This is a genomic window from Pseudonocardia halophobica (genome assembly GCF_050948485.1).
GTDB classification, from domain to species: domain Bacteria; phylum Actinomycetota; class Actinomycetes; order Mycobacteriales; family Pseudonocardiaceae; genus Pseudonocardia; species Pseudonocardia halophobica.
Genome location: NZ_CP192046.1, coordinates 6,784,536 through 6,799,903, shown reverse-complemented (window position 1 = coordinate 6,799,903; position 15,368 = coordinate 6,784,536). Strand labels below are relative to the sequence as shown.

Sequence of the window (15,368 nt, the reverse complement as noted above, 5' to 3'; positions counted from 1 at the left end):
CCGCGCAGCTCCCCACTGCCGTCCGACACAAGGACTCCGCCGTGTCCGCTCCCCAGGCCGGCCCCAGCCCCCTGACCCGCGCCCTCACCCCCGTCGGGCGCCTGTTCGGGCTGGGCGTCGACATCGTGAAACAGACCTTCCGGCCGCCGTTCCAGCTGCGCGAGTACGTCGAGCAGACCTGGTTCGTCACGAAGGTCTCCGCGCTGCCCACGGCGCTGTTCACGATCCCGTTCGGCGCGACGATCGCGCTGCTGCTGGCCGAGCTGACCCGCCAGTTCGGCGCTCAGAGCCAGACCGGCGCGGGGTCGGTGCTCGCGATCGTGCAGCAGGCCGCCCCGATCGTGACGGCGCTGCTGATCTCCGGTGCCGGCGGCAGCGCGGTCTGCGCCGACCTCGGCGCCCGCACGATCCGCGAGGAGATCGCGGCCATGGAGGTGCTCGGCATCTCGCCGATCCAGCGCCTCGTGGTCCCGCGGGTGCTGGCCATGGCCACCACCGCGCTGGTGCTCAACGGCCTCGCCACGGTGGTCGGCGTCGGCGGCGGCTACTTCTTCAACGTCATCATCCAGGGCGGCACGCCCGGCGCGTACATCGCGAGCTTCTCGGCGATCGCGCAGGTCAGCGACATCGTGGTCAGCGAGGTGAAGGCGGCCCTGTTCGGGTTCACCGCCGGCATCGTCGCGGCCTACCGGGGGCTCAACCCGCCCCCGGGGGCGAAGGGCGTCGGCGACGCGGTGAACCAGTCCGTCGTCATCTCCTTCGTCCTGGTGTTCCTGATCAACCTGGTCCTCACCGCGCTCTACCTCGAGCTCGTCCCGCCGAAGGGGATCTGAAGTGGCCCGAGTCAGCACCCTGGTGCGCCGGCCGGTCGACCAGCTCGAGGAGCTGGGCGAGCAGCTCGGCCTCTACGCCCGCGCCGTCGCCTGGGTCCCGCGCACGCTGCGCCGCTACCCGAAGGAGATCTTCCGGCTGCTGGCCGAGGTCAGTTTCGGCTCCGGCGCCCTGATCGTCATCCTCGGCACCGCGGGCGTCATGGCGGCGTTGTCGCTGTTCGTCGGCTCGCTCGTCGGCCTGCAGGGCTTCCGCGCCCTGGACTCGCTCGGCGTCGAGGCCCTGACCGGCTTCATCACGGCGTACTTCAACACCCGCGACATCGCCCCGCTCGTGGCCGCCTCGGCGCTCACCGCGACCCTCGGCGCGGGCTTCACCGCCCAGCTCGGCGCCATGCGGATCTCCGAGGAGGTCGACGCGCTCGAGGTCATGGCCGTGCCGTCCGTGCCGTTCCTGGTGACCACCCGCGTGATCGCCGGGATCCTGGCGGTGATCCCGATGTACACGATCGGCCTGCTCGCGAGCTTCGCCGCGGCGCGGATCAACGTCACGGTGATCAACGGCCTACCGGGCGGGACCTACGACCACTACTTCGACCTCTTCCTGCCCGTCGGGGACATCTTCGCCTCGTACCTCAAGGTGATCATCTTCGCGACGGTGGTCATCCTCATCCACTGCCACTACGGCTACCACGCCAAGGGCGGCCCGGCGGGCGTCGGGGTGGCGGTCGGCCGGGCGGTGCGGCTCTCGATCGTCAGCACGGCGATCCTCGACTTCTTCCTCACCCTCGTGCTCTTCGGCACCTCGACCTCCGTGCGGGTGGCGGGATGACGACGCCCACCGACGTGCTCACTCTCGCGGAGGTGGCATGAACAGGGACACGAAGAAGGTGACGCTCGGTGTCGTCTTCATCCTGGTGATCGCGCTGCTGATCGGCCTGGCCGTGGCACAGTACGCGGGCGCGTTCCGCTCCGGGGTGCCGGTGACGCTGAAGGTCGACCGGGTCGGCACGCAGCTGAACGAGCGCGCGGACGTCAAGATCCGCGGGCTGATCGTCGGCACCGTCGACCGGATCAGCACGGACGGCGACGGCGCCACGATCACGATGTCCATGAACCCGGACCTGATCGACCAGATCCCGGACAACGTCACGGCGCGGCTGCTGCCGAAGACGCTCTTCGGCGAGAAGTACGTGTCCCTGGTCCCGCCGGACCAGCCGGGCGCGATCACGCTCGCCGCCCACGACACCATCCGCGAGGACCGCAGCGTGGCCGGCATCGAGGTCGAGCGGGTGCTCGACGACCTGCTCCCGCTGCTGCAGGCCGTGAAGCCGCAGGACCTCGCCACCACCCTCGGCGCGCTGTCGCAGGGCCTCGCCGGGCGCGGCGAGCAGCTCGGGCAGACGCTGGAGCGGCTCGACACCCTCACCGCGGGCCTGCAGCCGGCCATCCCGGACCTGCAGGAGGACATCACCCAGCTCGCGGACTTCTCGGAGAACCTGTCGAACTCCGCGCCGGACCTGCTCGACGCGCTCGACGACCTCACGGTCACCAGCCGTACGGTCGTCGAGGAGTCGCAGAACCTGCGCGACCTGTACCGGTCGGTGACCGGGGCGTCGGACGACCTGCGGGCCTTCCTCGACGCCAACAAGGACAACCTGATCGGGCTGGCCCACGCGAGCCGGCCGACGCTGGGGACGCTGGCGCGCTACGCGCCGGAGTTCCCCTGCTTCTTCCAGCAGGCCAGCCGGTTGATCCCGTACCTGGACCAGGTGTTCGGCAAGGGCACGGACGAGCCGGGCGTGCACATCACGCTGGAGATCGTCGCGAGCAACGGCAAGTACATCCCCAACCAGGACGAGCCGGCATACTCCGACGACCGCGGACCGCGGTGCTACCCGATCATCATGCCGGGCCCGCAGTACCCGCCGGACGGCCCGTTCCGGGACGGCTCGGTGCCCCCGCCGCCCCCGGCCGGACAGCCGATCGGCCCGCCCGGCAAGTTCGGGGTCGAGGACTACGGCACGTTCGACGGCACGTACTCCTGGGACCTGATCCCCGGCTTCGAGTGGAGCCCGAACAGCCACGCCGGCGCCAGGCCCGCCGCCTACAACATGGGCATCACCAACTCGCCCGGTGAGCAGCAGCAGGTCGCGGAGCTGGTCGCGGCGCGCACCGGCACCACGCCGGCGGCCGTGCCCGGCTGGGGCAGCGTGCTGGTCGGCCCGCTCTACCGCGGGACGGAGGTGCGGATCGCATGAGCCGCGTCCCGATCGGCCCGCTCACCAAGTTCCTGGCGTTCGCCCTGGTCACCGGGCTCGCGACCACGGTCCTCGCGCTGACCATCGCGAACAGCCAAGGCGGCGACAGGACGACCTACTCGGCCCGCTTCACGGACGTCAACGGCCTGCTCCAGGGCGACGACGTCCGGATCGCCGGGGTCGTCGTCGGCTCCGTCGACAAGATCGAGATCGTCGACCGGCGGCAGGCCCGGGTCGAGTTCAGCGTGGACTCGGCGCTGAGCGTCCCGGCCTCGGCCACCGCGGCCATCCTCTACAAGAACCTCATCGGCCAGCGGTTCCTCTCGCTGGGGCAGGGGACCGGGGGCGGCGGCCGGCTCGAGCCGGGCGGCACCCTCCCGGTGCAGCAGACCCGCCCGCCGCTGGACCTCACCACGCTGTTCAACGGGTTCAAGCCGCTCTTCCAGGGCCTCGACCCGGAGCAGGTCAACAAGCTGTCCCAGGAGATCGTCTCGACCCTGCAGGGCGAGGGCGGCACCGTGGACAGCCTGCTCGCCAGCACGGCGTCGCTGACCAGCACCATCGCCGACCGCGACCAGGTCATCGGGCAGGTCATCGACAACCTCGACGGCGTGCTGCAGACGGTGAACAGCCACGACGAGAACCTGAACCAGCTGATCACGTCGCTGCAGCAGCTCGTGTCCGGGCTGGCCCAGGACCGCGAGCCGATCGGCGACGCGATCTCCTCGATCGCCGACCTCACCCAGGTGACCGGCGGCTTCGTCGAGGAGGCGCGGCCGCCGCTGAAGGCGGACATCCGGGCGCTCGGCGACCTCGCCGGCCAGCTCGACCAGGCCCGCCCGACGCTGGAGCACCTGCTGGAGTTCTCGCCGTACAAGCTGAACAAGATCAGCCGCGCGGCGAGCTACGGCAGCTGGTTCCAGTTCTACCTGTGCGGGCTCTCGGGCTCGGTCGGGCTCGGCGACCTCATCCCGCGCCAGGAGATCCCGGTGTTCAAGTCCGACGCCCCGCGGTGCGGCGCCGACCCCGACGGCGTCGAGGGGCAGCAGGCCCCGCTCGTGCCCGGCGTGCCGCCGGCGGTGGACCAGCTCGTCAACGGCGTGCTGCCGAACGGCCTGCCGGAGGACGCCCCCGCCCTGCCGATCTTCGGCACGCTCCCGACGGGGGGTGACCGCTGATGGCCGCCACCGGCGCGCGCCGCCCGGTCCCGCTCGCGATCGCGGGCCTGGTGCTGATCGCCGTGCTCGCCGTCGTCGCCTTCCAGGCGCCGTCGATCTTCGGCGGCGCGACCTACCACGCCGAGTTCGGCGAGGCCGCGGGCCTGCAGGCCGACGACCGGGTCACCGTGGCCGGCGTCGAGGTCGGCCGGGTCACGTCCGTGAAGCTCGCCGGCGACCACGTCGACGTCGCCTTCCGGGTCGACGACGCCTGGGTGGGCGACCGGACCTCGGCCTCCATCGAGATCGCCACGCTGCTGGGCTCGAAGTACCTGGCCCTGGACCCGCAGGGCGACCAGGAGCTCGACCCGGGCACGACGATCCCGCGGGACCGCACGATCTCGCCGTTCGACGTCGTCGAGGCGTTCAACGGACTGACCGGGACGATCGACCGGATCGACACGAACCAGCTGGCGGACAGCCTCCGCACGCTGTCCGACACGTTCAAGGACACCCCGGACGACGTCCGCGGCACGCTCGACGGCCTGTCCCGGCTCTCGACCACGATCTCCAGCCGGGACCAGCAGATCCGCCAGCTCCTCGCCGGCGCCCGGAACCTGTCGTCGATCCTCGCGGACCGCCGCGGCGACTTCGACGAGCTCCTCTCCGACGGCAACCTGCTGCTCTCCGAGCTGCAGCAGCGCAAGGACGCGATCGACCGGCTGCTCGACGGCACCCGGCTGCTCTCGCAGCAGCTGTCCGGGCTCGTCGCGGACAACTCCGACCAGCTGCGGCCGACCCTCGAGACGCTCGACCGGGTCACCGAGGTGCTGCAGCGCCACCAGGACGACCTGGCGGACACGCTGAAGAACGAGGCGGTGTTCGTGCGGCTGTTCACCAACGCCGTCGGCAACGGGCGCTGGTTCGACAACTACATCTGCGGACTGCTCCCGATCCCGACGGTCGGCCCGCTGAACCCCGGAGGCTGCTGATGGTCGGCTCCTGGGCGAACGACCGCCGCGCGCTGCAGATCACGGCGCTGGTCGCGATCGTCGCCGTGCTCGTCGCGACCGGCGTCTGGCTGATCGGCAACGGGGGCGGCCGGAAGATCACGGCCTACTTCGCCAACGCCTCGGCGCTGTTCGAGGACAACGACGTGCGCGTGCTCGGCGTGCCGGTCGGGCAGATCGACTCGATCACCCCGCAGGGCACGCAGGTCAAGGTCGACATGACCATCACCGACCCGGACGCGCACCTCGCGCCCGACGCCAAGGCCGCAGTCGTCTCGCCGAGCCTGGTGACCGGCCGCTACGTGCAGCTGTTCCCGACGGTCGCGGAGGACGCTCCGCAGCTCGGGACCGGTGCCACGATCCCGCTCGAGCGGACCGCGGTCCCGCTCGGCGTCGACGATCTCGCCAAGGCCGCCACGGACCTGTCCCGGGCCCTCGGCCCGGAGGGCGCCAACTCGACGGGCGCGGTGTCGCAGGCCCTCGACGTCGGCGCGCAGAACCTCGCCGGCAACGGCGAGGCGTTCAACGACACCATCCGCGGCCTCGGCAACCTGTCCAACACGCTCGCCGGCTCGAGCGAGGACCTCTTCGGCACCGTCACGGAGCTGCAGAAGTTCACCGAGACACTGGCCCAGGACGACGCGAAGGTCCGGGAGTTCAACGGCCGGCTCGCCGACGTCACCGGCTTCCTCGCGAGCGAGCGGGAGGACCTGGGCGGGGCGATCAGGGACCTGTCGGTGGCCCTCGGCGACGTGGCCGGGTTCGTCCGGGACAACCGGGACACCATCCACTCCAACGTCGACCGGCTCGCCGACGTCACCCAGGTGCTGGTGGACCAGCAGCGGGCGCTCACCGAGATCCTCGACGTCGCGCCGCTGGGCATCTCCAACCTCGCGAACACGTACAACGGCTCGTCGGGCACGCTCGACACCCGGGCGAACTTCAACGAGCTCAGCCGGCCGCCGATCTACTTCCTCTGCGACCTGCTGAAGGACGGCGCGCCGGAACCGCTCAAGCCCCTTCTGCCCGCCTGCCGGCAACTGCCGGACGTGAACTCGCTCCCGACACCGGCGCAGATCCTGAGCTCGGTGACCAGCGGGCAGACCCCGCCCGTCCCCGGCCTCGCGATCCCGAGCGCGCCGCTCGTGCCGCAGAACCCGGCCGCGCCGGAGGCCGGTCAGCCGGCGCCGGCGGTCCCGGGGCAGGCGAACCCCGCCCCCGCCGCGCCGACCACCACGGCCCCGGCCGCGCCGGCGCCGCAGGAGCAGGAGTCCGGCGGCGGGATCGGCGGGTTCTTCTCGAAGCTCTTCGGAGGTGGGTCGTGAGGCGCACGAGGCTCGCGGCCAGGCTCGCGGTCCTGGTGACCGTCGCGTCGGTCGCGCTGAGCGGCTGCGGGGTGTTCTCCGGCGGGCTGCGCGGGGTGGAGCTCCCCGGTGGGGCCGACCTCGGCGACGACCCGTACGACGTGACGATCGAGTTCCCCGACGTCGTCGACCTGGTGCCACAGTCCCTGGTCAAGGTGGCCGACGTCAGCGTCGGCACCGTCCGGTCCATCGACGTGGACCCGGCGACCTGGAACGCGCGGGTCACCGTCGCGGTGAACCGCGGCGTCACGCTGCCGGCGAACTCCGAGGCCCGGGTGCGCACGACCAGCCTCCTCGGCGAGAAGTTCGTCGAACTGGCGGCGCCCGACCAGGGCGGCACCGGCACCCTGTCCGACGGGGCCACCATCCCGATCGAGCGCGCGGGCCGCGCGGTCGAGGTCGAGGAGGTCTTCGGGGCGCTGTCCATGCTGCTCAACGGCGGCGGCGTCGCGCAGATCAAGACCATCTCGACCGAGCTGAACAAGGCCCTCGACGGGCGCGAGCCGCAGATCCGCGGCCTGCTCGACAACCTCGACACGCTGGTCGGCGCGCTCGACGACCGCAAGGGCGAGATCACCCGCGCCCTCGACGGGCTCAACCGGCTGTCCGCCACGCTGAACGACCGACGGCCCCAGATCGCGAACGCAGTGGACAACCTCGGCCCGGGCCTGGCGGAGCTGGAGCGCCAGCGCGGCCAGCTGGTCGACATGTTGAAGGCGCTCGACCGGCTCTCCGGCACCGCCACGGACACGATCAACCGCAGCCGGGACGACGTCCTCGCCGACCTGCGGGCCCTGCAACCCACGCTGTCGAAGCTGGCGGAGTCGGGGCAGGACCTGCCGAACTCGTTGGAGCTGATCGGCAGCTTCCCGTTCACCGACGCCGCGGTCGACGCGTTCGCCGGCGACTACGCCAACCTGTACGTCCGGGCGGACCTGGACCTGACGACCCTGCTGGACAACCTGCTGCGGGCGAAGCAGCCCTTCCCCACGCCGGACACACCGCTGTTCAACCAGCTCCCGCCCGTCGGGCAGCTGTTGTCGCCGCTGCTGGGCGGCAACCCGGACCAGCCCTCCCTGCCGCTGCTCGGCCCGTCGCCGACCCCCCTCGGCCAGGCCGACCCGAACAACCCGCCGCCGACCACTGCGCCGACCACGAGCGCGGTGCCCCCGCCGCCGACGGACGGCAGCGGCACGCCCGGCGGCTCGGGTGAGTCCGGTTCCGGCGGCGGTCTCCTCGGCGGACTCCTCGGAGGTGGCCGGTGATCACCCGGACCATGAGGTGGCAGCTCCTCGCGCTGCTGCTGGTCACGTTGGTCGGAGTCGGGTACACCGGCTTCCGCTACGCGAACTTCGGCGCGATCTTCGGCGCCACGACCTACCCGGTCACGATGAAGCTCGCCGACTCCGGCGGCATCTTCACCGGCGCCGACGTCACCTACCGGGGCGTCAGCGTCGGCCGGGTCGGCCCGCTGACCCTGACCGCCGACGGCGTCGACGCGCAGCTCGACCTCGAGCGCGGCGGCCCGGAGATCCCCGCCGACGTGACCGCCGCCGTGCGGAACCTGTCGGCGATCGGCGAGCAGTACGTCGACCTGCAGCCGGCCAGCGACTCCGGCCCCGGCCTGGAGTCCGGCTCGGTCATCCCGCTGACCCGGGTGAGCACGCCGGTGCAGGTGGACCAGGTCGTGACGAGCCTCGACGGGTTCGTGCGGTCGGTGCCGCTGGAGAGCCTGCGCACGGTCGTCGACGAGCTGGGCAAGGGCTTCGCCAACAGCGGCGTCCCGCTGCAGAAGCTGCTCGACACCACCAGCGAGTTCACGAAGGCGGCCACGGACGCCCTGCCGCAGACCACCGCGCTCCTGAGCGACGGCCGCACGGTCCTGACCACGCAGAACGAGGTCGCCGGGCAGTTCGCCGACTTCAGCTCGAGCCTGAAGCTGCTCGCCGAGCAGCTCAAGGAGTCCGACCCGGACCTGCGGCGGCTGATCCACACCGCGCCCGAGGCCGCGGACCAGATCCGCGGGCTGCTGCGGGAGAGCGGTGGCGGGCTGTCCACGACCGTCGCCAACCTGCTCACGGTCGCCCGGATCGCCGAGCCCCGGCAGTCCAACCTGGAGCAGCTGCTGGTGACATACCCCGGCGTGATGGCCAACGGCTACACCGCGGCGCCCAACGACGGCACCGCGCACCTCGGCCTGGTGCTCAACTTCTTCGATCCCTTCCCCTGCGTGTACGGCTACCAGGGCACCAAGCACCGGTCCGGGGACGAGGTCAAGGAGATCCCCGTCAACAAGAAGGCGTACTGTGCCGAGCCACAGGGGAGTCCGACGAGCGTCCGCGGTGCCCAGAACGCTCCCCCGGCGCCGCACTCGACGACCCCCCGCGCCAAGCCCGGCACGACCGGCAACCCGTCCGCGGGGCTCCTGCTCCCGGCGGGCTCCGACGACCCGCAACCGCTGAACCCGCTCCCCCTCGGAACACCCGCCGGGATCCTGGCCTGACGGCCGGTCCCGCACGCCACACCCCCGATGGCCGACGCCCCACGGCCGGATGGAGTCCCGCAATGACTGCGAGCACGACCGAGAGCACGGCGAACACGACGCCCGCCGACCGGCCCGACCTCGGGCCGTCGGGCGGCAGGAGGCGGGTCGGCGGACCGCGGGCCCTGCAGGTCGCGGCGGCGGTCGCGGTCGTCGCGGCGATCGTGTTCGGCGTGCTGTGGCTGACCACGATGCTGAGCGGGGAGCGGAAGCTCGCCGAGGCGCGCGACGACGTGCTCGTCGCGGCCCGGCAGTCCGCGATCAGCCTCAACACGCTGGACTGGCACGACGTCGACGGCGGCCTGGACCGGTGGGAGCAGACCTCCACCGGCGCGGTCCTCGACGAGTTCCGCACCAACCGGGCGCAGTACGCGCAGTTCGTGGCCCAGTCCAAGCGGACCACCACGGCGACCGTGTCCGACGCGGCGGTCGGCGAGCTCGACGACCGCGCGGGCGTCGCCCGGGTGCTGGTGGGCGTCGACGTGACGGTGACCCCGGACGGGCAGCAGCCCATCCCCACCCGGCAGCGCCTGCAGCTCGAGATGAGCCGCACGGACGACGGCTGGAAGGTCAGCAAGCTCGCGCCGATCCGCGCCCCCGGACAGAGCGGCTGAGCCGGGCCCACCCGCCCGACCCGCACCCGGTCGACCGACGGCCCCCAGGAGGTCACCATGTCCCCCCAGCCCCGCAAGCCCGTCCCCGCCACCGCGTCCCGCCGCCGCGCCACCACCGGCATCCGCCGCCCGCGTGTCGCCGGCCGCCCGGACACCGGCCGGCCCGACACCGGACGCCCGGACGCGCCGGGCGAGACCGCCGAGACCGAGGTCCGGCCGGACGTCACCCGCGCGGACAGCCGGCACGCCCTGTTCGAGCCGGAGACCGAGGCGCTCACCGCCCCGGCCGTCGAGGACGAGGCGGAGACCGTCGCCGTCCCGGCCGCGGAGGAGGCGGACGGCGCCGGGGACACCGGAACGGCGGAGCGACCGGACGGCGCCCGCGCCCGTCGTGCCCGGCGTGCCCGCCGCGAGCGCGCCGAGGCCTTCGGGGAGCCCGCGGAGACGACAGCGCAGACGGCAGGGGAGGCGGCGGGGGACGACCGGCCCCGGCGCGGGCTCACGGACCTGCTGCGGGTCCCGGCCCCGCCCCGGACGAAGCGGGGCACCACGATCCTCGCCGGCGTCACGGTGGTCGCGCTGGCGCTCGCGGTCCTGGCCGGCGTGAGCTGGTGGACCCTGCGGCAGTCGCCCGCGGCGCAGAACACCGCGCTGGTCGACGTCGCGGCCACCACCCAGGTCAGCCAGCAGCTCGGCGACGCGGTCAAGACCGTCTACTCGTACGACTACACCCGGCTCGACCAGAACGAGGCCGCGGCCCGCGAGGTCATCACGCCGGAGTTCGGCCAGCAGTTCGACGCACTGTTCGGCGAGGTCCGCAAGCTCGCGCCGGAGCAGCAGGCCGTGGTCACCGCGACGATCTCGCAGGCCGCCGTGGAGTCGATCACCGGGGACCGCGCGGTGCTGGTGGTCTTCCTCGACCAGCAGGCCACCCGCGCCGCGAGCGACCAGGCGGGCCAGCAGGTCGCCGCCGCGGGCCGGCTCACGGTGACCGGGCAGCTCGTCGACGGCACCTGGAAGATCGCGGACGTCGCCGTCGCGTAGCGGCGCGTCTGCACCGTCGCGTAGCGGCGCGCCGACCCCGTCGCCCGAGAACGGGCACCCCGGCGGCGGGGGCGTCGCCGGGGTGCGTATGCTCGATGCCGGTTCCACCGAAGACCGCAGGTCTGACCCACCGGCCCCGCCGGTGGTCACGAAGGCCCCGCAGCCGCGGGCGTCCCGCGCAGGAGGACGAGGCAAGCAGCCCGGGCGCGCACGCGCGCCCGCACCTCACGCCCCGTGCCCTGCGCACGGGGCGTTCGTCGTCTCCTGGGTCTCGGGACGCGGTGGCACACCGACACCCCGAGAGGAGGCATCACATGGCACGACCCGACAAGGTCGAGGCGGTCGAAGAGATCGCCGACCGGTTCCGGGGCGCGTCCGCCTCGGTGGTCACGGAGTACAGCGGCCTCACCGTGGCTCAGCTGAGCCAGCTGCGCCGCGCCCTGGGCGAGAACGCCAGCTTCCGCGTCGCCAAGAACACCCTGGTGAAGCGGGCGGCGGCCGACGCCGGCGTCGACGGTCTGGACGAGCTCCTGGCCGGCCCGACGGCGATCGCGTTCGTCACCGGCGAGGCGGTCGACGCCGCCAAGGCGCTGAAGAACTTCGCCAAGGACAACAAGGGCCTGGTGATCAAGGGCGGCTACATGGACGGCCGCGCCCTGTCGGGCGCGGAGGTCGAGCGGCTGGCCGATCTCGAGTCCCGCGAGGTCCTGCTGGCCAAGCTGGCCGGCGCCATGAAGGGCAACCTGGCGAAGGCCGCGGGCCTGTTCAACGCCCCGGCGTCGCAGGTCGCGCGTCTGGCCCAGGCCCTGGCCGACAAGCGGGCCGCCGAGGGCGCGTCCGCCGAAGGCGGCCAGGACGACACCGCCGCCCCCACCGAGAGCTGAATCGGCTCCACCCCAGATACACCCCAGACACACGAGAAGGAGCCAGAGATGGCGAAGCTGTCCAGCGACGAGCTGCTCGACGCGTTCAAGGAGCTCACCCTCATCGAGCTCGCCGAGTTCGTGAAGAAGTTCGAGGAGACCTTCGAGGTCACCGCGGCCGCCCCGGTCGCCGTCGCCGCCGCGGGCCCCGCCGCCGGTGCCGCCCCGGCCGAGGCCGAGGCCGAGAAGGACGAGTTCAACGTGGTCCTCGAGGCCGCCGGCGACAAGAAGATCCAGGTCATCAAGGTCGTCCGCGAGCTGGTCTCGGGCCTCGGCCTGAAGGAGGCCAAGGACCTCGTCGAGGCGGCCCCGAAGCCGGTTCTCGAGGGTGTGGCCAAGGACGCGGCCGACGCCGCCAAGGCGAAGCTCGAGGAGGCCGGCGCGAAGGTCTCCCTGGCCTGAGCCAGAGGATGATCAGCGCCGCCTGATCCCCGCCGCGACGCCGCCCCCGGCGGCGCCGGCGGGTCCACGAACGGCACTTCCGCTCGCGCGGAAGTGCCGTTCGTGCGTTCTCAGGAGTTCTCGCGGTCCCGCAGCTCGCGGCGCAGGAGCTTGCCGCTGACCGTCTTCGGGATCTCGTCGAGGAACTCGACCTGCCGCGGGTACTTGTAGGCCGCCATCCGTTCCTTGGCGAAGGCGATCAGCTCCTCGGCGGTGACCTGCTTGCCCGCCCGGAGACTGACGAAGGCCTTCACGGTCTCGCCGCGGTACTCGTCGGGCACCCCGACGACGGCCGCCTCGCGCACCGCCTCGTGCTCGTAGAGCACGTCCTCGACCTCGCGCGGCCACACCTTGTAGCCGCCCGCGTTGATCTGGTCCTTCTTGCGGTCGACGATGTAGAACCAGCCGCGGTCGTCCATGTAGCCGACGTCGCCGGTGTGCAGGGAGCCGCCGGGCAGCGCCCGCTCCGTCTCCTCCGGCTTGTTCCAGTAGCCCTTCACGACCTGCGGGCCCGTGGTGACGATCTCGCCGACCTCGCCGGGCGGGAGGTCCTGCCCGTCCTCGCCGACGATCCGCACGACGGTGTCGTAGACCGGCACGCCCACCGACAGCGCCCCGGAGGCCTCGTCGACCGGCGCCTCGGCGTGCCTGGGGGTGCAGTGGCTGGGCGAGGTGGTCTCGGTGAGCCCGTAGATGTTGTGGATGTACTGGCCGAACGCCTGCTGGAAGGCCTTCACCGTCGACGGCGGGATGGGCGCCCCGCCGGACCAGATCTTGTCGAGCGTGCGCAGCGCGTCCTGGTCGGCGTTGGGGGCGTTCATCAGCGCGATGAACACGGTGATCGAGCCGACCGTGAACGTCGGCCGCTCCTCGCGGATGATGTCGATCGCCGCCGACGGCTCGAAGCGGTGGAACAGCACGAGCGGCGCCCCGAGCAGCATGGCGATCGTGACGTGCCCGATGAGCCCGGTGATGTGGAAGAGCGGCGCGATCCCGAGGACGACGTCGTCGGGGCCGAGCTCGCAGAAGCCGCGGTAGGTCTGCGAGTTGAACACCAGGTTGGCGTGGGTGTTCATGGCGCCCTTGGGCGGGCCCGTGGTGCCCGAGGTGTAGGTGAGCACCGCGGTGTCCTGCGGGTCGAAGGACACCGCCGGCGGCCGCTGCCCGCGGAAGCGCTCCACGAGCTCGCCGAGGTCGACGGTGCCGTCGACCGCGCCGATGCGCTCGACGCCGCCGAGGATGCGCGCGTCGTTCCGGGTCTGGTGGTCGAGCTCGCTGGTGGTGAGCACCGTCCGGACGGACGTGTCGCCGACCACCTTCGACGCGACGTCCCGGTACAGGCTCTCGAGCGTGACCAGCACGCTCGCCCCGGAGTCGGTGAGCAGCAGGTGCAGCTCGCGCTCGCGGTTCATGGGGTTGACGTTGACGGCGATGCCGCCCGCCTTCCACGTGCCGACCAGCGCGATCACGTACTGCGGGTCGTTCTGCAGGAACAGCGCGACGCGCTCGCCCGCGGAGAAGCCGGAGTCGAGCAGGCCGGCGGCGACGGCGTCGGACAGCTCGTCGAGCTCGCGGTAGGTGATCCTTCCGTCGAAGTAGCGGATCGCGTCCCGGTCGCCGTGCTGTTCCACGGTGGCCCGGAACAGCGCCAGCATGTCCGGGAACTCGGGGGTGATCGAGGTGGGCTGGCCCTCGTCGTAGCGGGCGAGCCAGGGCTTGTCGTCGTAGACGGACACCGGGTCTCCTAGCGGATGGCGATGGGGTTGACCGGCGCGCCCGTGCCGTGCACGACCTTCAGCGGGGCGGCCGCGTAGAGGAAGGACCAGCGGTTGTCGGCGGCACAGGCGTCGGCCAGGTCGTCGAGCCAGGCGATCTCGGTGAGGGTCACGCCCAGGTTGCGCATCAGCGCACAGTGCAGGGGCAGCGCGACGCCGGAGTTCGGGTCGGCGGTCACCTCGTTGGCGATGGTGTCGGTGACGAGGTTCGGGATCTCGCGCTGCTGGAACCATTCGACGAGCTCGCGGGAGTAGGTCAGGCCGGGCTCGACGAAGCCGTCGTAGAAGGTCTCGGGGTCGTTGAGCTCGTACCAGTACTTCATCCAGCCGGTCCGGACGACCAGGATGTCGTGGGGCTCGATCTCCACGCCCTGGTTCTTGGCGGCGGCCTCGAGGTCGGTGTGGTCGAAGGTCTCGCCCTTGTCGAGCCACTGCTTGCCGCGGTGCCGGGCCATGTCGATGAGCACGCCGCGCCCGACGACGCCCTTCTCGGCGATGGGCAGCACCGAGGCCTTGTCCATGGCGTCGATGGTGGTGCGGGCGTCGTAGCCGTTCCAGAGCTTGCCGTCGTACCAGACGTGGCCGAGGGCGTCGTACTGGGTCGAGCCCTGCAGGAAGATCTGGGCGGTGTCGTCGGCGTAGTGCAGCCCGCCGGGGAAGGCCGGCGCGGCGGGGGAGTCCCAGGTGGACTCGTCGAGCTCGTTCTGCCGGGACATGGCCTTGCGGCCCGGCCAGATCGGGTCCCCGGGGCTCTCGGTGCGGCCCATCTGGATCTGCAGGGTGAAGACCTGGCCCGACCTGATGTGCTGCACGCCGCGCAGCACCTCGCCGGCGTCGAGGTAGTTCAGGCAACCCAGCTCGTCGTCGGGACCCCACTTCCCCCAGTTCGTGGGGGCGTCCGTGCCCAGCAGCTCGGCCATCGTCGGCACAGTGTTCTCAGCCATTCGTCGACCCCTTCGTCAACGGGTGTGAGGCAGGTGCATGATCACGCCCGATCCTTCTGTCGGCCGTCTGCGGGCGTCAAGGCCGGTGGGCGAGGCGGCCCGACCGGAGGATCGGGCCGGGGCGTACCCTGGGACCCGAACCCACCCCCCGCTGCTCCGGACGAGTGATTCCGTGCGGCGCGACGGGCGGCAGGCCGGGCCCGCGGGCCCGCCGACGGACGGTCCACCGGGGGACCGGGAGCCCTGAGCTGCCGGTCGTCCTCCGGGAGGGACCACTTACCGACGCGTACGGTCTTGACTCGGTGCGCCTGCCGGGTCACTCTTACGTCACGGTGCTTGGCTCCGGTGGTGAGCTGAGCGACGTGTCTCGACAGCGGCTGCCTTCGCGGCTAGACTGACTCTTTGCGCTGCCTCCGCCCAGGTTCGGCGTGCACGCTGTCGGAAGTCCGCCGGTCGAGAAGGC

General features: G+C 72.1%; 14 protein-coding genes. 12 read left to right on the top strand and 2 right to left on the bottom strand.

Annotated elements, in window-relative coordinates; all coding sequences use genetic code 11:
- Nucleotides 1-41 precede the first annotated feature (41 nt).
- The 12 genes from ACQP04_RS32410 (at nucleotide 42) to rplL (ending at nucleotide 12,147) form a co-directional block, all read left to right on the top strand.
- Nucleotides 42-833 (top strand): MlaE family ABC transporter permease, encoded by a 792-nt coding sequence (locus ACQP04_RS32410; protein WP_433504272.1) that lies wholly within the window; start codon nucleotides 42-44, stop codon nucleotides 831-833.
- 1 nt (nucleotide 834) lies between these two features.
- A complete protein-coding gene (locus ACQP04_RS32405; RefSeq protein WP_433504271.1) occupies nucleotides 835-1,662 on the top strand; it encodes an MlaE family ABC transporter permease in 828 nt (275 codons plus the stop codon).
- A 37-nt stretch (nucleotides 1,663-1,699) separates the two neighbouring features.
- Nucleotides 1,700-3,091 carry an MCE family protein gene (locus ACQP04_RS32400; protein ID WP_433504270.1) on the top strand — a complete coding sequence of 464 codons (1,392 nt, stop codon included), beginning with the start codon at nucleotides 1,700-1,702 and terminating at the stop codon, nucleotides 3,089-3,091.
- A complete protein-coding gene (locus tag ACQP04_RS32395) occupies nucleotides 3,088-4,269 on the top strand; it encodes an MCE family protein (protein WP_433504269.1) in 1,182 nt (393 codons plus the stop codon). Before ACQP04_RS32400 ends, ACQP04_RS32395 begins: the two co-directional genes overlap by 4 nt.
- Nucleotides 4,269-5,240 carry an MCE family protein gene (locus ACQP04_RS32390; protein ID WP_433504268.1) on the top strand — a complete coding sequence of 324 codons (972 nt, stop codon included), beginning with the start codon at nucleotides 4,269-4,271 and terminating at the stop codon, nucleotides 5,238-5,240. The genes ACQP04_RS32395 and ACQP04_RS32390 overlap by 1 nt, the downstream gene beginning before the upstream one ends.
- Nucleotides 5,240-6,583: an MCE family protein gene (locus ACQP04_RS32385; protein WP_433504267.1), complete on the top strand. Its 1,344-nt coding sequence runs from the start codon at nucleotides 5,240-5,242 to the stop codon at nucleotides 6,581-6,583. The genes ACQP04_RS32390 and ACQP04_RS32385 overlap by 1 nt, the downstream gene beginning before the upstream one ends.
- Nucleotides 6,580-7,887 (top strand): MCE family protein, encoded by a 1,308-nt coding sequence (locus ACQP04_RS32380; protein WP_433504266.1) that lies wholly within the window; start codon nucleotides 6,580-6,582, stop codon nucleotides 7,885-7,887. The genes ACQP04_RS32385 and ACQP04_RS32380 overlap by 4 nt, the downstream gene beginning before the upstream one ends.
- 11 nt (nucleotides 7,888-7,898) lie before the next feature.
- Nucleotides 7,899-9,125: an MCE family protein gene (locus ACQP04_RS32375; RefSeq protein WP_433504265.1), complete on the top strand. Its 1,227-nt coding sequence runs from the start codon at nucleotides 7,899-7,901 to the stop codon at nucleotides 9,123-9,125.
- Between the two features lie 62 nt (nucleotides 9,126-9,187).
- Complete coding sequence (locus tag ACQP04_RS32370; protein WP_433504264.1) at nucleotides 9,188-9,778, top strand: hypothetical protein; 591 nt, start codon at nucleotides 9,188-9,190, stop codon at nucleotides 9,776-9,778.
- A gap of 57 nt (nucleotides 9,779-9,835) precedes the next feature.
- Nucleotides 9,836-10,822: a hypothetical protein gene (locus ACQP04_RS32365; protein WP_433504263.1), complete on the top strand. Its 987-nt coding sequence runs from the start codon at nucleotides 9,836-9,838 to the stop codon at nucleotides 10,820-10,822.
- Nucleotides 10,823-11,136: 314 nt separating this feature from the next.
- Entirely contained in the window at nucleotides 11,137-11,706 is a 570-nt protein-coding gene (gene rplJ / locus ACQP04_RS32360) for a 50S ribosomal protein L10 (protein ID WP_433504262.1), read from the top strand.
- 48 nt (nucleotides 11,707-11,754) lie between these two features.
- Entirely contained in the window at nucleotides 11,755-12,147 is a 393-nt protein-coding gene (gene rplL, locus ACQP04_RS32355) for a 50S ribosomal protein L7/L12 (protein ID WP_433504261.1), read from the top strand.
- Between the two features lie 110 nt (nucleotides 12,148-12,257).
- Here the strand turns inward: rplL and ACQP04_RS32350 are convergent, their stop codons facing one another.
- On the bottom strand, nucleotides 12,258-13,922 hold the full coding sequence (locus tag ACQP04_RS32350; protein WP_433504260.1) for a class I adenylate-forming enzyme family protein: 1,665 nt from the start codon (nucleotides 13,920-13,922) through the stop codon (nucleotides 12,258-12,260).
- A gap of 8 nt (nucleotides 13,923-13,930) precedes the next feature.
- Nucleotides 13,931-14,905, bottom strand: a complete 975-nt coding sequence (locus tag ACQP04_RS32345; RefSeq protein ID WP_433504259.1) for a cyclase family protein — start codon at nucleotides 14,903-14,905, stop codon at nucleotides 13,931-13,933.
- Nucleotides 14,906-15,368: the final 463 nt, after the last annotated feature.